At 60.8% G+C, this 18,446-nt stretch carries 16 protein-coding genes; 6 read left to right on the top strand and 10 right to left on the bottom strand.

Going from position 1 to position 18,446, the window contains the following annotated elements; genetic code table 11:
* Positions 1 to 12 precede the first annotated feature (12 nt).
* The 5 genes from AC1DLT_RS14790 to AC1DLT_RS14770 all read right to left on the bottom strand — a co-directional run bounded on the left by AC1DLT_RS14790 (position 13) and on the right by AC1DLT_RS14770 (position 5,066).
* On the bottom strand, positions 13 to 2,415 hold the full coding sequence (locus AC1DLT_RS14790; protein WP_477487217.1) for an FdhF/YdeP family oxidoreductase: 2,403 nt from the start codon (positions 2,413 to 2,415) through the stop codon (positions 13 to 15).
* A gap of 167 nt (positions 2,416 to 2,582) precedes the next feature.
* Entirely contained in the window at positions 2,583 to 2,915 is a 333-nt protein-coding gene (locus AC1DLT_RS14785) for a hypothetical protein (protein ID WP_477487216.1), read from the bottom strand.
* A 173-nt stretch (positions 2,916 to 3,088) separates the two neighbouring features.
* Positions 3,089 to 3,391: a hypothetical protein gene (locus AC1DLT_RS14780; protein ID WP_247034537.1), complete on the bottom strand. Its 303-nt coding sequence runs from the start codon at positions 3,389 to 3,391 to the stop codon at positions 3,089 to 3,091.
* A 173-nt stretch (positions 3,392 to 3,564) separates the two neighbouring features.
* Positions 3,565 to 4,008 (bottom strand): SRPBCC family protein, encoded by a 444-nt coding sequence (locus tag AC1DLT_RS14775; protein WP_477487215.1) that lies wholly within the window; start codon positions 4,006 to 4,008, stop codon positions 3,565 to 3,567.
* 167 nt (positions 4,009 to 4,175) lie between these two features.
* Positions 4,176 to 5,066: a LysR family transcriptional regulator gene (locus tag AC1DLT_RS14770; RefSeq protein WP_038543219.1), complete on the bottom strand. Its 891-nt coding sequence runs from the start codon at positions 5,064 to 5,066 to the stop codon at positions 4,176 to 4,178.
* 190 nt (positions 5,067 to 5,256) lie between these two features.
* Between AC1DLT_RS14770 and AC1DLT_RS14765 the strand changes: the two genes are divergently transcribed.
* Positions 5,257 to 6,558 carry an MFS transporter gene (locus AC1DLT_RS14765; protein WP_247034540.1) on the top strand — a complete coding sequence of 434 codons (1,302 nt, stop codon included), beginning with the start codon at positions 5,257 to 5,259 and terminating at the stop codon, positions 6,556 to 6,558.
* 258 nt (positions 6,559 to 6,816) lie between these two features.
* The gene (locus tag AC1DLT_RS14760; protein WP_477487214.1) at positions 6,817 to 8,496 is read left to right on the top strand and encodes a Na/Pi cotransporter family protein; all 1,680 of its coding nucleotides are present in this window, start codon (positions 6,817 to 6,819) and stop codon (positions 8,494 to 8,496) included.
* Here the strand turns inward: AC1DLT_RS14760 and AC1DLT_RS14755 are convergent.
* Positions 8,493 to 9,026, bottom strand: coding sequence for an NUDIX hydrolase (locus tag AC1DLT_RS14755; RefSeq protein WP_477487248.1), 534 nt, complete (start codon positions 9,024 to 9,026; stop codon positions 8,493 to 8,495). The genes AC1DLT_RS14760 and AC1DLT_RS14755 overlap by 4 nt on opposite strands.
* A gap of 91 nt (positions 9,027 to 9,117) precedes the next feature.
* Between AC1DLT_RS14755 and AC1DLT_RS14750 the strand changes: the two genes are divergently transcribed.
* Together AC1DLT_RS14750 and AC1DLT_RS14745 are read left to right on the top strand one after the other, a co-directional pair.
* On the top strand, positions 9,118 to 9,762 hold the full coding sequence (locus AC1DLT_RS14750) for a DUF47 family protein (RefSeq protein ID WP_477487213.1): 645 nt from the start codon (positions 9,118 to 9,120) through the stop codon (positions 9,760 to 9,762).
* Positions 9,762 to 10,766 (top strand): inorganic phosphate transporter, encoded by a 1,005-nt coding sequence (locus tag AC1DLT_RS14745; protein ID WP_038543227.1) that lies wholly within the window; start codon positions 9,762 to 9,764, stop codon positions 10,764 to 10,766. The genes AC1DLT_RS14750 and AC1DLT_RS14745 overlap by 1 nt, the downstream gene beginning before the upstream one ends.
* A gap of 16 nt (positions 10,767 to 10,782) precedes the next feature.
* Here the strand turns inward: AC1DLT_RS14745 and AC1DLT_RS14740 are convergent, their stop codons facing one another.
* Positions 10,783 to 14,616, bottom strand: coding sequence for an ATP-binding protein (locus AC1DLT_RS14740; RefSeq protein ID WP_477487212.1), 3,834 nt, complete (start codon positions 14,614 to 14,616; stop codon positions 10,783 to 10,785).
* A 357-nt stretch (positions 14,617 to 14,973) separates the two neighbouring features.
* On the opposite strand from AC1DLT_RS14740, the gene AC1DLT_RS14735 reads away from it, so the two are divergent.
* Both AC1DLT_RS14735 and AC1DLT_RS14730 read left to right on the top strand, forming a co-directional pair.
* Complete coding sequence (locus AC1DLT_RS14735) at positions 14,974 to 15,660, top strand: fumarylacetoacetate hydrolase family protein (RefSeq protein ID WP_477487211.1); 687 nt, start codon at positions 14,974 to 14,976, stop codon at positions 15,658 to 15,660.
* A gap of 25 nt (positions 15,661 to 15,685) precedes the next feature.
* Positions 15,686 to 16,213 carry a gamma carbonic anhydrase family protein gene (locus AC1DLT_RS14730; protein WP_477487210.1) on the top strand — a complete coding sequence of 176 codons (528 nt, stop codon included), beginning with the start codon at positions 15,686 to 15,688 and terminating at the stop codon, positions 16,211 to 16,213.
* Here the strand turns inward: AC1DLT_RS14730 and AC1DLT_RS14725 are convergent.
* Genes AC1DLT_RS14725 through AC1DLT_RS14715 form a run of 3 tightly spaced genes read right to left on the bottom strand, consistent with a single transcriptional unit; the run spans position 16,210 to position 18,366 of the window.
* Positions 16,210 to 16,650, bottom strand: coding sequence for a Fur family transcriptional regulator (locus AC1DLT_RS14725; protein WP_038549247.1), 441 nt, complete (start codon positions 16,648 to 16,650; stop codon positions 16,210 to 16,212). The two genes, AC1DLT_RS14730 and AC1DLT_RS14725, sit on opposite strands and share 4 nt — an antisense overlap.
* Positions 16,650 to 17,474, bottom strand: coding sequence for a zinc ABC transporter permease subunit ZnuB (gene znuB / locus AC1DLT_RS14720; protein WP_477487247.1), 825 nt, complete (start codon positions 17,472 to 17,474; stop codon positions 16,650 to 16,652). The genes AC1DLT_RS14725 and znuB overlap by 1 nt, the downstream gene beginning before the upstream one ends.
* Complete coding sequence (locus tag AC1DLT_RS14715; protein WP_477487209.1) at positions 17,467 to 18,366, bottom strand: ATP-binding cassette domain-containing protein; 900 nt, start codon at positions 18,364 to 18,366, stop codon at positions 17,467 to 17,469. Before AC1DLT_RS14715 ends, znuB begins: the two co-directional genes overlap by 8 nt.
* Positions 18,367 to 18,446: the final 80 nt, after the last annotated feature.

Below are 18,446 nucleotides of genomic sequence, written 5' to 3'. Positions count from 1 at the left end.
CACGCGTCGTTCTCAATTGAGTGGCATATGGCTCGACCGGCTGAGACGCACCGGCAGGAGCTTGTAGGATGGCGTTTTTGATTGGGGGCTATGATGGCTGAGCGGAAACAAGGGGTTGGTTTCCGGATAATAGGCGCCGCAGCAGCCCTTGGGGATATCGTAGGCAACGATCCTGAAACCCTGAACCGCCCGCGGTGTTTCCGGGTCGATCGCGGTGATCAAGTCGACGATATCTCCGTCTGCGAAACCGAGCCGTTCGATGTCCCGCGGATTGACGAACAGGACCTGCCGGGTCCCGTCGACGCCGCGGAACCGGTCGCTGTAGCCGTAGACGGTGGTGTTGAACTGATCGTTCGACCGCAGGCTGGCGAGATGAAGGACGTCCTCGCCTATCGCTTCGGTGGGAAGTTCAGGAAACAGGCGATCCGGGGTGATGAAGTTCGCCTTTCCGTTGCTGGTGACCCATTTCCGCTCCCTGGCCGGCAGAGGACGCGGGATCCCGCCGGGCTGGAAAAGCCGCTTGTTGAAATCCTTGAACGTCTCCGGATAAGTTTTTTCGATCGCATTGCGGACTTCCGAATAGTCGTCGACCCAGCGGTCCCAGGGCACGTTGCCTCGCGTCAGCGTCGCTTTGGCAATGCCGGCAATGATGGCAGGTTCAGACAGGAGCTCGGAACTGGCGGGTTTGGCCTTGCCGCGCGAGCCGTGGAAATGCGCCACGGARCTTTCTATCGAAACGGCCTGCGGGCCGCTTGCCTGCTCGTCGATCTCGATGCGACCGAGACAGGGAAGCAGGTAGGCGACTTCCCCATGGACGACATGACTACGGTTGAGCTTGGTGGCGATCTGAACTGTCAGGCGGAGCTTGCGCCACGCGGCTTCCATGGCAACGGTTTCCGGCGCGGCTCTGAGGAAATTACCGCCGAGGCCGATAAACGCCTTTGTTTCTCCGTCGAGGATCGACTTGCACGATTCCACCGTCGAATGGCCCTGCCATCGCGGAGGATCGAAATGGTAGAGTTCCGAGAGCTTGTCCAGCGGCACGAGCCCCGGCTTTTCGGTGATGCCGACGGTACGCTGGCCCTGCACGTTGGAGTGGCCTCGCACAGCGCAGATATTGGCGCCCGGTTTTCCGATATTGCCGCGCAGGAGGGCGAAGTTGACGACCATATGGACGTTCTGCACGCCCATCATGTGCTGGGTCAGCCCCATGCCATAGACCATCAAAACGGCGTCGGAGCGGGCGTAGATGCGGGCCGCCGCCGTCATCTGCTCGCGGGTGAGCCCTGAAACGCGCTCCAACTCTTCCCAGGCATAATTTCGGGCCGCCGCCGCAAATTCCTCGAACCCGGACGTATGCTGTGAAATGAAATCATGATCGAGAATGTGTTTCTTGTCGGCCGCGGCAATCGACGCCGCGAAGGCCACTGCCGCGGCATCGTTCGGATCGTCCGGCGTGCCGTCGGACCCGGAGACCTTGCTGACATGGGCCTCGTGAAGCGCATCGTCCGCCTGTATGAGCGCCTTGCAGATGCCAAACAGGGCAGCGATATCTCCACCCAGCCGGACCTGGTAATAGTTCGAGGAGATCTGTGTCTCCTTGCCCGTCAACATCTGGCTCGGAGCCTGGGGATTGACGAAGCGCTCCAGCCCCGGCTCCCGGAGCGGGTTGAAGGTCACGATCTTGACACCGCGGTCGGCGGCATCCTGAAGATCGTGGAGCATTCGCGGCGACGAGGTTCCGACATTCTGCGCCATATAGAAGATGCAGTCGCAATTCTGGAAATCCGACAGGATCGCCGTGCCGACCGAAGCTCCGATGCTTTCCGGAAGGGCAACCGACGAGCTCTCGTGGCACATGTTGGAGGAATCGGGCAGGTTGTTGCTGCCGAAAATCCGCGCGAAAAGCTGGTAGATGTAGGAGGTCTCGAGCGAAGCTCGACCTGATGTGTAGAACTCGACTTTCTCGGGGGCGATGGCCTGCAATTCGCGGCCGATTTCCTCGAACGCGGCTGCCCATGTCACCGGCAGATATTTGTCGCTTGCCGGGTCCCATCGCATCGGATGGGTCAGTCGTCCCTGCTCTTCCAGATCGTGATCACGCCAGGTCTCCAGCTCGCTCAGCGTATGGGCGTCGAAAAAGGCCCTGTCCGCGCGCCGGCTGGTGATTTCCCAGGCGGTCGCCTTGGCCCCGTTCTCGCAGAATTCCAGCGGATGCGTCTTAGCCGGCTTGGCCCATGCGCAACTGACGCACATGTAGCCGTCCGGCTTGTTCTGATGCGCCAGAAGAGAGGGGCCGGACAAAGGAACATGTTCCCGAATGAGCACCTCACCCACCGACTTTGCCGATCCCCACCCACCAGCAGGGCCACTTGGGAAACCTAAACGAGGTGTCTTGTTCGGTTTTGATGTCATTATGGAAACGCAATGGTTGGACTGGGCTAGCTAATAACTTGGCTCCGCCGCCGTAGTTCCATGCCGCCGGAACTTAGTTCGACAACGGCCTCGGCTCCCTATCAGAGCCACTTCCGAGCCTTGCGACTGGGGGCCTAGCTGCGGCGGCCACCAAAGCGGGCTCCACCTCAACCAAACGCGATGTCTTCGGCCGAGCGTTCCATGTCCTGTCGACGATGCTTCCTGGGGCGCCCCTTCCCGGCCAGCATGAAATCAAGCTCGGCTGCGAACGGTCCGAACCGGTCGATGAGCCGCTGGGCTTCCTGGGCGCTCAAGCCATAGTTTGTTACCAGATCCTGCGGCGTATATTTCGCCCTGGCGTCGTTTTCGTGCGGGTGGGGATTTGTCGCCGTCTCCGGCAGGCGATCAGATGGCGCTTCGAAGATCGGTGGGACAGGATTGGCTGCGGACGGCACTGCAGGATGTGAGGCGGGAACGGGTTCTTTCGGTGGCTGCTGCATCACTTTCTTCTCTTTCGAAAGTCAACAAGACAGAGCTGAGATAGTTCCAGACCAATATTCGCCGGGCCCGATCGCAGAGCGGCGTACCCATCGGCATGCGCAATGCCGATGGCGGCCATAGATTGTCGGTACGTGACGCTGGAAGGCGGTCGAAAAGGCCGCGGTGCCTCGACTTACTTCACGCAGCCGGCGGATGCATTGTTTTGATTTGGCCTGGAATTGTCCTTGGCTGCCTGTGCAGGGTCGCACTTGTTCGGCGGCTGGCGTGTGTCGCTCTTGGTGCTGCCCGTTTGAGTCTGGTCGAGAGGTCCGCCCGTGCCGGCGGTCGGTCCGCCAGTGTCTCCCGTATTGCCCGGTCCGTCGATGGCTCCCGTGGCGCCACCTGCGGCATTGCCGGGGCTCGGTGTCGTTTGAGCGGTCGCGCTGCCGGCCGTGAAAAGAGTGACGATGATGGCTGTGGCTATGAGCTTGGTCATGTGAGGTCTCTCGGTTGCTGCTCGAACCGAACCAAGACCGTGGCTTCCGGTTCCAGCAACCAAGAGCCACATTTCCGGAAGCAGGACGGATTTAATCGATAACAAAGCCGAGGCCGGATCGCGAAAAATCGTTGACGCGATCCGGTCACGGCCGATTATTCGATCCTGATACCTTATTCGTTGATCTCGGGCTCGACGACCTTTGCAAGGTTCCGCAGCGACTCCTGCCAACCGAGATAACAAGCCTCGGGCGGGATGACGTCCGGCACACCTGCCTGGGTAATATTGACCTCGGTCCCGACCGAAACCTTCTTCAGCGTCACCGTGACTTCCATCTCGCCGGGCAAGTTGGGATCGTCGAATTTGTCGATGTAGCGCAGGCGCTCGCCGGGAACGAGTTCGAGATATTCGCCGCCGAAGGCATGGCTGTTGCCCGTCGTGAAGTTCCGGAAGGACATTCTGAACGTTCCGCCGACCGTCGGTTCGAAGTGATGGACAGTGCACAGAAAGCCATTGGGCGGAAGCCATTTGGCGAGTGCGTCAGCCTCGATGAACGCCCGATAGACCTTCTCCGGGCTGGTCGCCAGAACGCGATGCAGGGTTATGGTATTCGGCATGGTCGTGATCCTTTTTGAATTGCCATGGACGACTCTAAGGACGAACGGGATTTTGCCAATCCGACATCGGATCGATTTTTTTGGCGCAGGAATTATCCGGGTGTTCCGGCTGCAGGCTTGGGCCAAGCTCTCCTGCCAGGGCAGGTTATCGACGCCACGGCAGGCTGTCACCTGAATGCTTCGAAGATCAATCCTCGCAGCCAGCGGTGAGCAGGGTCCGCGTCCATGCGCGGATGCCAGGTCTGCGCGATCGAAAAGCCAGGCGTCGCCACCGGCAGGTCGAACATCTGGGTCTGGTCTGTACCCCCCGCCCGGCAGTACGAGCGCGGCACCAACCCGACAAGATCGGATGCCGCCGCAACGGCAAGCACTGCCGGATAGCTCGGCACCACGAGGCTGATCTTTCGCGAGAGGCCCAGTTCGGCCAGCGCTTCATCGACCGGCCCGGTAAAATGTCCTCGTCTGGAGGAGATCACATGTCCGCACGCTGCATATCGCTCGGCGGTTATCGGCGTGGTTTTGAAAAGAGGGTGACCTAGCCTCGCCACGCCGACAAAGACGTCCTCAAACAGGGTTTGGCCGCGCAGCTCCGCGCCATCACCGGAAATAACGCCGATATCCAGGTCAATCGCAGCATCTCTCAAAGGCTGAATTTCCTTGTTCGGCTTCGGCACGAAGCGCAGCCGTATGCCCGGCGCGGCATCCGTTACGGCAACGCTGAGGCGAGCGGCGTTCAGGAGCACGAATGCTTCGTTGGCACGGATCGTGAAGTCGCGTTGGAATTCCCGGATGTCGATGTCCTGCTGGGGACTCAACACGGTCTGGACCGCCATCGTCAGCGACCGCACCTGCTCGGCAATCGCTTCGGCATGCGGCGTCGCGACCATTGCCCGCCCCGCCGGGACAAGAATGGGATCACGCAATGCCGTCCTCAACCTCGACAGTGTCCGGCTCATCGCCGATGTGCTCAGCCCCAGCCTGCGTGCTGCACCCGACACGCTCCGCTCGCGAAGCAATGCATCCAGGGCCAATAGCAGGTTGAGGTCGAGATCAGGCATGACGTCGAACCTAGCGAGGTATGGCGTATGGCGCAAGAGTGAGTTGCATGTGTTGCGTCTGGCGCAAATGTAAGCCTGCGGATATCGATGGGGAAGCTCAACGAACAGGTGCTTCCCCATGTCCGTAACCTCACCCGCAAACCTTGCCCACGACGGCTTGACGTCACCACGAAGATACTTGGCGGTCGCAGTGCTTTTGACGACGCTCGTGCTCGTTGTGCTGGACGGAGCGATCGCCAATGTCGCGCTGCCGTCGATCGCGGCCTCGCTCGGGGCCGATGCCAGCGACACCGTCTGGGTCGTATCGAGTTATCAGCTTGCCGTACTTGTCGCACTTCTGCCCTGTGGGGCATTGGGCGAAATCCATGGGCCGCGGCGCGTGTTCCTGATCGGCGTCGCTCTCTTCACGGTGGCTTCGGCAGCATGTGCCCTTGCCGGAAATCTTCCGGTTCTCGTGGCGTCTCGATTTGCGCAAGGGTTGGGCGCCGGCGCGATCATGGCGCTGGGCATGATGAACCTGCGCTTTGCGGTGCCGCACCGGCTGTTCGGAACCATTATCGGCCTCAATGCGATGATCATCGCGATCTCTTCCGCCGCAGGACCAGGTGTTGCCGGGGCGATCCTTTCCGTCGCCGATTGGCCCTGGTTATTTGCCGTCAACGTGCCGCTGGGCCTCATCGTCCTTTTGTGCGGCGGTTTTCTGGGTCACCTGCCGGGGATGAAGCGGCACCTGAATGCTGCCGTATTGGTCGCCAACACGCTGATGTTCATATTGTTCTTCTCCGGTGCGGACCGGATAGCCAGCGAACCGATCAGCGGCTCGATCCTGATCGTCGGTTCCATCCTGTGCCTATGGGCGCTGCTGCGCCTTGAACGTAAGAACGAGACGCCGATTGTTCCGACCGATCTTTTGGCCAAGCCAGCCTTCCGGCTTGCGATCATCGCATCGGTATCGTGTTTTACCGGCCAGATGCTCAGCTATGTCGCCCTGCCGTTCTACCTTCAGCACACCCTGCATATGACACCGGTGCTGGCGGGCCTTTATATGATACCTTGGCCCGCCGCGACGATCGTCGCCGCGCCGATTTCAGGGTGGCTGGCCAATCGCGTCAAGACGGCGTGGCTCTGCGCTTCCGGCGGCGGGTTGTTGGCCGCAGGTCTCCTCATCGCCGGTCTCTCTCCTCCCGATCCAAGAGGAATTGCCTTTTTGGCCGGGACGGTCCTCGCCGGAATCGGTTTCGGTCTGTTCCAGACGCCGAATAACCGAACCCTGCTTCTGTCCGCACCGAAAACGCGCAGCGGTGCCGCGGGAGCCATGCAAGGCACGGCACGACTACTCGGCCAAACCTTTGGCGGTATCTCCATGTCGATCATTTTCCAGACCATGCCCCTATCGAGTGCGCCAAATATCGCGCTCGTTCTGGCCGGCATCTGCGCGATTGTCTCCGGCCTGGTCAGCCTGAGCCGCGTCCGCTTCGAGGTGGTTGAATAAGGCACCGAGTGCTTACAAAAGGAGAATGCAGCGTTGAACGGTGAGAGACCGCAATGGGTCGCAGGTGGAAGATCGCCCGCCTTCGAAATGTGCCAGGAACAGGCTTAGTCGGGCAGTCCCGCAGGGGGGCGGCCCCGACCGGTCAAACAGCCAGATCAGAGCCTTGAAAAAGCAATAGAATCCGGCGACTATATTAGCTGGCTAATATCTGGCGGCACTTGTCCGGCTTTCCCATCCGACTGATTTTACGAGAATGCCATGCCCTTCATCATTGCGATCGTTACCCTTGCCGGACACATAGCGCTTCTTCTCTGGGGGACGCGGATGGTGCAGACGGGCATCCAGCGTGCTTTCGGGCCGAGCCTCCGGTCGTTTCTCGGTCGCGCACTGAACAATCGGATGAAAGCCTTTTTGTCCGGAATGGGCGTCACGGCAATTCTCCAGAGCAGCACGGCGACCGGACTGATGGCATCGGGGTTCGCAGCCGAGGGGCTGGTTGCTCTTGTGCCGGCTCTTGCCGTCATGCTCGGCGCCAATGTCGGCAGCACGCTCATCGTCCAGGTTCTGTCCTTTGACGTCGCCGCCGCATCGCCGGCTCTGATATTGCTGGGCGTCCTGATGTTCCGCCGCACGCAAAATCCGCAGGTCCATGATCTTGGCCGCGTATTTATCGGCCTCGGCTTCATGCTGCTTGCCCTGCATCAACTGCTCGAAGTACTGACGCAATATGCCGGCACACCGGCCTTCTCTGCGGTTCTTTCAGCCATATCGACCACCCCCCTCCTCAGCCTTCTGCTTGCCGCCGCACTGACCTGGGCAGCCCATTCGAGCGTTGCGGTGGTCCTGCTCGTCATGTCGCTTTCGGCCCAAGGGCTGATCGATCCCTATCAGGCTTTCGCGCTGACCCTCGGCGCCAATCTCGGGACGGCGATCAATCCGGTCGTCGAGGGACAGTCCGGCAACGATCTTTCGGCCAAGCGGCTTCCGATCGGCAATCTGATCACCCGGATCATCGGCGTTCTGGCAGCGCTTGCGCTCCTCTCCCAGATTACATCTCTGATGATACAGATCGAGAGCGATGGCGCGCGGTTGGTCGCCAATTTCCACACGGCCTTCAATCTCGTGGTCGCGGTCGTCTTCATGCCGCTCCTCACGCCCTTCGCAAATGCGCTCGTCCGGCTGATGCCGCAGCGGATAGACGAGAGCGATCCCGGCCAGCCGCGATATCTCGATCCATCCGCCAAGGAAACGCCGGTCGTGGCGCTGCAGGCGGCGGCGCGGGAAGTCCTGCGGCTGGTTGACGTGCTGGAGGAGATGCTGGCGGGAACGAAGTCCGCGCTGACGAGCACCGATCGCCGCGCCCTGTCGCAGTTGCGAGAAAAGGACAATGTCCTCGACCGCCTGAATACCGCAGTCAAACGGTATCTCACGTCCATCGATCCCGAAGAGTTCAGCGACAGCGACCGGAGACGGCTTGACGAAATTCTGCTGTTCTCGACCGGCCTGGAGCACGCAGGCGACGTCCTCGACCAGAACGTGCTTCCCCATCTTGCCAAAAGGTTGCGCCGAGGCATGACCTTTTCAAAAGAGGGGCAGCTTGAGCTCAACAGCCTGCTGGACCGTCTCTCCACCAATCTGCGCACCGCCGCCGCCCTTTTCATGTCTCAGGACGAGCGCGTCGCGCGCATGCTCGCCGACGAAAAGATCGTCTTCCGGCGGGCGGAACGCGATGGGACCAACGCTCATTTCAAGCGGCTGCGCAATGGCCATGTCGACACGGCGGAGAGCACCTCCCTGCACCTGGACCTGTTGCGGGATTTCAAGCAAATCAATTCGCATCTCGTTGCAGCCACGGCCTACCCGGTCCTGGAACGGCAAGGCGAACTGCTGCAGAGCAGGACCATCCACCAGAGCGCCGCCGACCCGGTTCAGAATTAGCCGCGATTGCGCTTCTTGCGGCCCTGCGGCTTAAATTCCACGAGCAGCGACTTCAATTCGATCTCGCGAACGCGTCGTGCCGCTTCGTCGGGGCTGACCCATTCGAGAACGCGTTGCCCCTGTTCCTTGAAACCACTTCGGACCTCCGTGACTTCGATCTGGAACACGTCCACAATACACGGAGCCACGTTGCCGTCGTCGAGTTCTTTCAGATAGGTATAGTGGCCGACCGGCTTCTTTTTCGCCGCCCCGCTCACGCCTGCTTCTTCCCAGGCTTCGGTCGCCGCCGCTTCGAAGGGCTTTTTCCCTTTCATCGGCCATCCTTTGGGGATGAGCCAGCGTCCGGCCTCGCGCGAGGTGATCACCAGGACTTCGATGCCGGATCCGTCCTTCCGATACCGAAAGCACAGGGCGCCATATTGTTGGCGAAACGCCCCGGCGAACAGCCTGTCGGGAACGACCGCAAGCTGCTTGAGCAGCGTCTGTGACTTGTCCGGCCGAGGCTTCGTGGTCTTCTTTGCAGATTTCATGCCGGTCAAACTGTCGATTTTGCTTGTTGCTTCAATTGCCTGAGCGTGTTTATGACACATTTATGACAGTCAGCCGGGAAGGTCGCATGGCATGATGAGTATTTTTCGTAAGCTGATGCCACGAGAAGACAAATTCTTTGAAATGTTTTCAAAGCATTCGAAGACCGTCGTCGCAGCGGCCCTCGCGCTTGATCAGCTCCTCAAAGGCAACGAGGTTGAGAAAAACTGCGAGCTGATCGTCACATTGGAGAATGAGGCCGACGATATCACTCGGGACGTTCTTCTTGCCGTCCGGCGGAGCTTCATCACCCCCTTCGATCGCGGCGACATCAAGGATCTCATCCAGTCGATGGATGATGCGATCGACATGATGCATAAAACGGTCAAAACCATCAGGCTGTTCGAGCAGTCCGGCTTCGATCCGCTCATGCAGCAGATGGGTGGGGAAATCGTCAAGGCGGCGAACCTCATTTCGGAAGCGATCCCCCTTCTCAACAAGGTCGGCTCCAACGCCCACCGTCTTGCAGCCATCGCCGAGGAGGTTACCCGCGTTGAAGGCCGGTCGGACGACCTTCATGACCAGGGTTTGAAGGACCTGTACCGACGTCACGGGGCGAGCGGCAACGCGATGTCCTACATGATCGGTAGCGAGATCTACGGCGAACTGGAAAAGGTCGTCGACCGTTTCGAGGATGTCGCCAACGAGATCAGCGGCATTGTCATCGAGAACGTTTGATGGATACCTCTCTCGCCTTGCCACTTCTCTTCGGCCTGATCGCCGTCGCTCTGTTCTTCGATTTTCTCAATGGCCTTCATGACGCGGCCAATTCGATCGCGACGATCGTCTCGACCCGCGTCCTGCGACCGCAATATGCGGTTGCCTGGGCGGCCTTCTTCAATTTCATCGCTTTCCTTTTCTTCGGCCTGCATGTGGCGGAAACGCTCGGCACAGGCATTATCGATCCTGCGATCGTTTCGCCGCAGGTGATCTTTGCCGCCCTCATGGGAGCGATCATCTGGAATATTGTCACCTGGATCTTCGGAATTCCCTCCAGTTCGTCGCATGCGCTTGTCGGCGGTCTGGTGGGAGCCGGCCTGGCAAAAGTCGGTTTCAGCTCGATTGTCTGGAGCGGTCTCGGGAAGACGGTCGGAGCGATTTTCCTATCGCCGGCCATCGGCTTTCTGCTTGCCCTGCTGCTTGTGCTCCTGATTTCCTGGCTCTTCGTCCGGCAAACGCCGTTCGCGGTGGATCGGACATTTCGCACGATGCAGTTCATCTCCGCTTCGCTTTACTCCCTCGGCCACGGCGGCAATGACGCACAGAAAACGATGGGCATCATCGCAGTGCTTCTGTTCAGCCAGGGATATCTCGGTTCCACGTTCTACGTGCCCTTCTGGGTGGTGATCTCCTGCCAGTCGGCAATGGCTCTCGGCACGCTCTTCGGGGGGTGGCGGATCGTCCACACCATGGGCTCGAAGATCACCAGGCTCAACCCGATGCAAGGTTTCTGCGCCGAGACTGGCGGAGCGCTGACACTGTTCGGAGCGACCTGGCTCGGCATTCCCGTCTCGACGACACATACGATCACTGGAGCGATCGTCGGCGTAGGCGCGGCGCGGCGGGTCTCGGCGGTACGTTGGGGGCTCGCCGGCAACATCGTGATCGCCTGGATCGTGACGATGCCGGCAACTGCAGCGATATCGGCGGCGTTCTACAGCCTCGCGAACCTGCTGCAATAATCGCACCTGGCCCGCGTTATTCGCGGGCATCCGGGATCGTTGCCCGAAGAGCCTCCGAAAGCTGCCGCAGACTGTAGGGTTTTGGCAAAATCTCCACGCCTTCCGCGGTCGCAGCGCTCTTGAGCACGTCCGCATAACCCGACGTGAGCAGGATCGGCAGTCTTGGATGCCTTTGCTTGACCTCCCTGGCGAGATCGACACCATTGATGCCGCCGGGCATCATGATGTCGGAAAACATCAAGTCCGGCTCGGCATCGGACGCGAGCACGCTCAACGCGGCGGCTGCCCCATCGACGCGGGTTACGGAATAGCCAAGTTGGTCGAGCATGTCGTTGACCAGCATAGCGACGCTGTCGTCGTCTTCCACGACCAGGATTTTTCCGGCGACGCTCCTGTCGGCGTCCCCCTGGGCACGGGACGAATGGTTGCCGGTCGCCTCCAATGACGCTTCGATCGACCGGGGAAGCCAGAGGTCTACAGCTGTTCCGACGCCCGGTTCGCTGTTGATCTCGACTGATCCGCCGGAGGCCTCGACGAAACCATAAACTTGCGCAAGCCCCAATCCCGATCCCTTGCCTATGTCCTTCGTGGTGAAGAACGGTTCGAACACCCGCTTGAGAACCTCGGGCTGCATTCCCATCCCGCTATCGGCAACGGTGATCTTCACCACGTCACCCCTTTGACCCGACGCATCGACGACGGAATTGGACGCGCTAATGATGATCGTACCGCCATCCGGCATCGCATCACGCGCATTGACGCAAAGGTTCAGGAGGACGAGTTCGAGTTCGGCCGGATCGGCCTGTACCGGCCACACCCCCATATCGACGTCGACGTCGATACTGATGTCTCCGCTGAGGGTCCGGTCGAGAAGTTCGCGCATCTCGGAAATCTGGTGGCGAAGATCGATCGGCTGCGGTTTCAATGGCTGCCGTCGGGCGAAGGTCAGCAATTGCCTGGTGAGCGACGCTCCGCGATTGACCGCCTGTAGCATGCCGCTTTTGATGCGCTCCCGCCGCGCCGGATCGTCGCGTTTGTCGAGGACATCCAATCCACCGGAGATCACCATCAGGAGGTTGTTGAAATCATGCGCGACCCCGCCGGTGAGCTGGCCGATCACTTCCATCTTCTGGGCCTGGCGCAGCGTTTCCTGCGTTTTTCTCAGCTCGTCGTCGCGTCTTCTCTGCTCGGTGACGTCACGGGCGCTGGAATAGAGCTTGTCGTCGACGATGACAGCCACCCAGGAGAGCCAGCGATGGTCACCCTCGCGGGTCCGGCATCGGTTTTCGAAGTGAAGCTCGGGCATGCCGCTTTGCGCCGCCTGAAATGCAGTTTCGCTGGCGACGACGTCGTCCGGATGAAGGAGCGCCCGCAACGGCGTGCCCAGGAGCCCCTCCTCTTTCAAACCAAGGGTCTTCTCCCAGGCGGGATTGGTCTTTTCGAATAGGCCGGTCTGAAAATCGATCACCGACAGCAGGTCCGGGCTATATTTCCACGTCCGTCCCCGCTCGCGCGAATGTTCCAGAACGCGGCGCTCCAGATCCGCATTAAGCTCTTCCAGGCGCGCAGCGTTTTCCTTCAGAAGCGCCTCGCGCCGATCGCGCGACAGCCTGATAGACGCCGAAATGCGCCCGACCAGTTCTCGAGCCGAAAAGGGCTTCACAAGATAATCATCGGCACCGGCGCGCATCCCCTCCAGCCTTGCCTCTTCGCCGGCTCGGGCGGAAAGGAGGATGAGGGGCAGATCCCGGAGATCGTCGTCGGCCCGTATCCTCGACAGCAGGCCAAATCCGTCGAGCCCCGGCATCATGACGTCGGAAACGATGAGGTCCGGCCGTCTGAGGCGTGCGGCGTTAAGCGCCGCCTCGCCATCAGCCGCCGTCTCGACCGTAAAGCCGGATGTCGACAGCAGCCGCTCCACATAGGCACGCATATCGGCATTGTCGTCCGCCAGGAGGACATGCCCCGTCGGAGCGAGCGTTTCGGCCATCTCCCTGCTCGCAGCTGGCAATATCGAAGCGGCCCCCGTGGCATCGCCCGCCGCAAGCCATGACATCGCTTCGTCGACGAAAGCCTGGCGTCTACCGGTATTGCTCTCGACCGGCTGGGACATTCGCATCTGCTCCGAAGGGATGTGCGCCTTTCCGAACGGTATCGAGATCGAGAAGGACGTGCCTTCGCCAAGCCGGCTTTCGGCTCGGATTTCCCCGCCCTGGAGATGCACCAGTTCCTGCACCAGCGCGAGCCCGATGCCGGAGCCCTCGAATGACCTTCCTTTGGCGCCCTCGATGCGGTGAAAACGCTCGAACAGGCGCGGCAACTCCTCGGCCGCAATCCCCGTACCGGTGTCGCGTATTTCGATTTCGGCCCGTTCCCCGTCGTCCGACAACCTCACGCTGAGGCGTATCTCGCCCTCGAACGTGAATTTGAACGCGTTGGAAAGCAGGTTCAGGACGATCTTCTCCCAGAGATCCCGGTCGAGATAGACCGGCTGGGGCAAGTCCGCGACTTCGATAACCAATCTCAGCCCGGCTTGTTCGATCGCGGATCGGAAATTCGATGCCAGTTCTGCGGTCAGGCTGCCGATATCGATTGGTTCGAAGGAGGCCTGCACACGCTGCGCCTCGATCCTCGAAAAGTCCAAGAGCGTATTGACCAGTTTCAACAGCCGTTGACCATTGCGCTGGGCAACAACAATTCGCTGCCTGTCATCGACAGAAAGCCCGTCCGGCTGCTGAAGCACGTCGGCGAGCGGCCCCAGCATCAGCGTCAACGGTGTACGGAACTCATGGCTGACGTTCGAAAAGAACATGGTCTTGCTGCGATCGATTTCCGCCAGCGCTTCGGCCCGCCGCCGCTCGTCGGTACGTGCCCGCACTGCGCTGACCGCGGCGGAAATAGCGGTCGCAAGCAGTTCGTAGAAGCCCATATAGCTATCGTCGAAAGGCAGGCGTGGCGAGGCGCCGGCCACCACGAAGACCGGAGGCAGATCCAGGCCGGGGACGGCGATGGGAAGAAGGAGCGCCCGATCGGGAGGCTCATCATAAGGCCCCGCACCCTCGAAGAATTCGCAAAGACCGTTGACCCCCAGAGGGCCGCCTGTCGCCAGTGCCCTTTCCATCGGCCATGGAGCATTCGAGTGCGCGTCGATTGTGGCCATCGATGCGATACGTCGAGACGGCAGACCATACTGCGCTGCAAGCCCATAACTGCTCCCATCCGAAGACAAATGGTAGAGAAGAACAAGCGGCAGATCGAATTCGAACTGTGCAAGGACTTCAACGACGCGTCGCGACAGGTCGTCCATGTCTTCCGCCAAAGCCAGACTGGCGTTCAGATCCCGGAGTGCGCGGGTTCGCCGTTCCGACAGCATGGTCGCCGTCGTCTCCGTCACCGGATGGAACAAGCCGCCGATCTCGCCGGTCTCGTCCCGGATCGGCGAAAGCGAGAAGGTAAAGAACGTTTCCTCAAGATAGCCGTTGCGGGTCAGAAACATCCGCTGGTTTTCGAGGAATGACGTATCTCCCTGGCGCGCCTGACGAAATGGCTCGCCGATCGCCGGCCAGGCGCTTGACCAGGTGACGCTGTAATCCTCCCCGAGCGCGCGGGGATGAGCCGAGCCGCACACGGTGCGATACCCGTCGTTGTAGATCTGGGTGTTTTCGGCGCCCCAGATCACGTTGATCGGAAAATTCGAGGCGAGACAAAGACTGACGGTTGTCCTGAGGCTTTGAGGCCATCGACCGATCGGCCCCAGCGGTGTGTCGCTCCAGTCCTTTGTTCGGACGAGCTCGGCCATTTCGCCACCGCCCGCCAGGAAGTCGCCGGTGAGTATTTGCTGTGTCGACAACCAGTTAGCCCCATTCTGGCACCGGCTCGGGAACCTGACGCTCGATACAATGAGCCCCGCAGCTCAGCCGTTGTAATATCCAACTGTGTTCGTGAGGCCCGCTTGGATGCCGCGGATCCGGGGCACTATTATTGACGAGTTTGGCCGCCGAAAGACCCGGCCGGTTTATTCAACGAATCACTGAAATAATCTAGCATGAACTATCAAGGGTTGAAATTGCGCTTCACTAAACCTCCCTCCGCCGGGCGCAAGCTTTTCCTGCGGTCTTGAAAAAGTGCTAGGATTAATCGGCGAATTGGGAGACAAAGGGCACCGTCTTTATCGACCCGTGCCCACAGTTTTCTCAGGATGTCTTCCATGCTCGCGACCGTGATCCCAATGCCCGAAACCGTTCTTCTGCCGGTCGAGGGAGTGGCGGAGCGCTTTCCGGTGCGCCGGGTCTATTGCGTCGGACGCAACTATGCCGACCACGCGATCGAGATGGGCGGCGACCCGACCCGCGAGCCGCCGTTCTTTTTCCAGAAGAATGCCGACAACATCTATAACGGCGAGACCTTCCCCTACCCGCCGCTCTCCTCCAGCGTCCACCACGAAGTGGAACTGATCGTGGCGCTCTCGGGCGGCGGTGCCGATATTTCGGTCGGAGACGCGCTGTCCAACGTCTACGGGTATGCCGTCGGCATCGACTTCACCCGCCGCGACCTGCAGGATGTCGCCAAGAAGATGAGCCGTCCGTGGGAGGCCGCCAAGGCCTTCGAGAAATCGGCCCCCGTCTCCGCCCTCGTCCCGGCCGAAAAGATCGGTCATCCGCAAGCAGGCGCGGTCTGGCTCGACGTCAACGGCGCGCGAAAACAGTCCGGCGACCTCAATCAGCTGATCTGGAAACTGCCGGAGATCATCGCCGAACTGTCGAAACTGTTCGTCCTCGCCCCCGGCGACGTGATCATGACCGGCACGCCGGCGGGCGTCGGCGCCGTGGTGCGCGGCGACAGGGTTACCTGTGGCATCGACGGCGTCGGAACGCTGTCGCTGACAGTTGCCTGACAGAACCGCGACGGAAGGGAAAACCATGCCGATCTATGCACTCGGAGAATTCGAGCCGAAAACGCCCGGCCCCGACCGTTTCTGGCTGGCGCCGGATGCGACCATCATCGGTAAGGTCGAACTCGGCGAGGATGTCGGCATCTGGTTCGGCTCGGTGCTGCGCGGCGACAACGAGCCGATCATCGTCGGCAAAGGCACCAACATCCAGGAAGGCGTGATGATCCACACCGATCCGCGCTATCCGGTAACGATCGGCGAAAACTGCACGATCGGCCACCATGCGATCATCCATGGCTGCGTGATCGGCAACAACTCACTGGTCGGCATGGGTGCGACGATCCTGAACGGCGCCAAAATCGGCAGGAACTGCCTGGTCGGTGCCAATGCGCTGGTTACCGAAGGCAAGGAGTTTCCCGACAATTCCCTGATCGTCGGGTCGCCTGCGAAAGTCACTCGGACGCTCGACGACGAGGCGGTCGAGAAGCTGAAACAGTCGGCGGTCCGCTACGTCGCCAACTGGAAGCGGTTCGCCCGCGACCTTCGGCTTCTTTAGGCGGCGCAGGCGCCGCACAGCCCGCGGATCTCAATGGTCGTCTTGGCAGGCTTGAAGTTTTTGCTCTTTGCCCAGTCGCTTAAGCGATGATCGACCTCGTGGTCGTGAAATTCCGAGACATGGCCGCAGCTTTCGCAGATCGCAAATGCGACCGTGCCGTGCCCATGGCCATGCCCCTTGCCGCAGCATTCGCTTTCTGGGTGGGCGCAGGCGACGAAGGCGTTGAGGCTTTCGAGCCGATGCACCATGCCGAATTCCAAAAGCTTGTCGAGCGCCCGGTAGACCTGCAGCGGCGCACGAAACCCGTGGTCGCGCAGCCGGTCGAGGATCGTATAGGCGCTCATCGGCGCATCGGCGCGGTCTAGAACGTCGAAGACGAGCGACTGGTTCTTGGTCAGCGCCGGAGCGGATGTCGGTGTCGAAACTGGTGCGTTCATTATCGCACTCCTTGGTTGCCAGCCTTTTCGGCCGTGTTTTTACCCGCTGCGGGAAGCAGGCTTACAATGAAAAGTAAGAGCGCCGCGACCACAATGGAAGGGCCGGACGGCGTATCGTAGTGCAGTGAGCCGAACAGGCCGCCGACCACGGCGAGCGCGCCGATCAGCGAGGCGAGCACTGCCATCAGCTCCGGGCTTGCCGAGAACCGCCGCGCAGTTGCGGCCGGAATGATCAGAAGCGCGGTGATCAGCATGATGCCGACGATCTTCATCGCGATCGCGATCACCAGCGCCATCAGAAGCATGAAGAGCATCCGCGTCTGCGCCGGCTTCATACCCTCAGCTTCTGCCACATCCTCACTGACCGTGGACGCGATCAGCGGCCGCCAGAGCCAGGCGAGCGCCGCCAGCACCAGTACCCCGCCGCCCCAGATCAGCGCGATATCGGTGCGCGTCACGGCCAGGATATCGCCGAACAGGAAGGCGATGAGGTCGATCCTGACCCAGGTCATGAACGCGACAAGCACGAGGCCGATCGCCAAAGCCGAATGGGAGAGAATGCCAAGCAGTGCATCCGCCGACAGCGATTGCCGCCGCTGAAGCGCCAGAAGCAGCAGCGAGACGACGACCGCAACGCCGAAGACGGCGATCAGCAGGTTGATCTGGAAGAACAGCGACAGCGCCACCCCGAGCAGCGCCGAATGCGCCATCGTGTCGCCGAAATAGGCCATCCGCCGCCAGACGACGAAACAGCCGAGCGGACCGGCTGTCAGCGCAACGCCGATGCCGGCAATGAGGGCGCGGGTGAAGAAGTCGTCAAGCACGATCGTCTCCCTTCGCCTCGGCATGATCGCCATGGTGGTGATGCGAATGGTCGTGATCATGCGCACGGTCGTGCCCATCTTGATCATGATGCCCATCATCGGGATGGCAGTGATCGGTGACCGAACCGTCGCCATGCATCACCCGGCCGTCCGGCAGATGGGTGTGATCGTGGTGATGGCTGTAGACCGCCAGCGAACGCGAATTGCCGAAGAGTTTCAGGTAATCGGCGCTCTGGCTCACCACTTCCGGTGTACCGCGGCAGCAGACATGGCCGTTGAGGCAGATGACGGTGTCGGTGCCGGCCATCACCATATGCAGGTCGTGCGAGATCATCAGGATACCGCAGCCGGTCGTCGTCCGGATCGAGCGGATCAGGTCGTAAAGCGCACTCTCGCCGGCAAAATCGACGCCCTGCACCGGCTCGTCGAGCACCATCAAATCCGGCTTGCGAGCGATCGCCCGGGCCAGCAGCGCCCGCTGGAACTCCCCGCCGGAGAGATGCCGGACCTCGGCGTCGATGAGATGGGAGATGCCGGTCGAGGCCAGCGCGGCCAGAAGATCGGTGTCATCAAGCGGGCCGGTCAGCCGCATCAGCCGACGCACGGAAAGCGGCATGGTCCAGTCGATTGCCAGTTTCTGCGGCACATACCCGACGCGCAGGCCGGGCAATCTCGAGACCGATCCTTCGTCCGGGCGCAGCACCCCGATCGCAAGCTTTGCTGTCGTCGACTTGCCGGCGCCATTCGGACCGATCAGCGTGACCACCTCGCCGCGCCGGATCGAGAAATCGACGCCTCGCACCAGCCAACGGCCATCCCGGCGAATGCCGGCATTGGCAAGCGAGACGAGCTTGCTTTTTTCGGTTTTGGGCGCGCGAGGCCGATTGGACATCAGCATGTTTTTCCGGATTCCCTGTTGTCAGTGGCTATGACACACGTTATAGCATAACGCAATTGATGTAATAACATTAC

This window comes from Neorhizobium sp. 05N33 (assembly GCF_056397445.1).
This window is presented reverse-complemented; position numbering and strand designations above follow the sequence as displayed.

Bases quoted from the DNA above. Each gene is read 5' to 3' on its own strand.
- AC1DLT_RS14785 (WP_477487216.1), bottom strand. From the start codon at position 2,915: ATGCAGCAGCCACCGAAAGAACCCGTTCCCGCCTCACATCCTGCAGTG.
- AC1DLT_RS14780 (WP_247034537.1), bottom strand. From the start codon at position 3,391: ATGACCAAGCTCATAGCCACAGCCATCATCGTCACTCTTTTCACGGCC.
- AC1DLT_RS14775 (WP_477487215.1), bottom strand. From the start codon at position 4,008: ATGCCGAATACCATAACCCTGCATCGCGTTCTGGCGACCAGCCCGGAG.
- AC1DLT_RS14770 (WP_038543219.1), bottom strand. From the start codon at position 5,066: ATGCCTGATCTCGACCTCAACCTGCTATTGGCCCTGGATGCATTGCTT.
- AC1DLT_RS14760 (WP_477487214.1), top strand. From the start codon at position 6,817: ATGCCCTTCATCATTGCGATCGTTACCCTTGCCGGACACATAGCGCTT.
- AC1DLT_RS14755 (WP_477487248.1), bottom strand. From the start codon at position 9,026: ATGAAATCTGCAAAGAAGACCACGAAGCCTCGGCCGGACAAGTCACAG.
- AC1DLT_RS14750 (WP_477487213.1), top strand. From the start codon at position 9,118: ATGATGAGTATTTTTCGTAAGCTGATGCCACGAGAAGACAAATTCTTT.
- AC1DLT_RS14745 (WP_038543227.1), top strand. From the start codon at position 9,762: ATGGATACCTCTCTCGCCTTGCCACTTCTCTTCGGCCTGATCGCCGTC.
- AC1DLT_RS14735 (WP_477487211.1), top strand. From the start codon at position 14,974: ATGCTCGCGACCGTGATCCCAATGCCCGAAACCGTTCTTCTGCCGGTC.
- AC1DLT_RS14730 (WP_477487210.1), top strand. From the start codon at position 15,686: ATGCCGATCTATGCACTCGGAGAATTCGAGCCGAAAACGCCCGGCCCC.
- AC1DLT_RS14725 (WP_038549247.1), bottom strand. From the start codon at position 16,650: ATGAACGCACCAGTTTCGACACCGACATCCGCTCCGGCGCTGACCAAG.
- AC1DLT_RS14715 (WP_477487209.1), bottom strand. From the start codon at position 18,366: ATGTCCAATCGGCCTCGCGCGCCCAAAACCGAAAAAAGCAAGCTCGTC.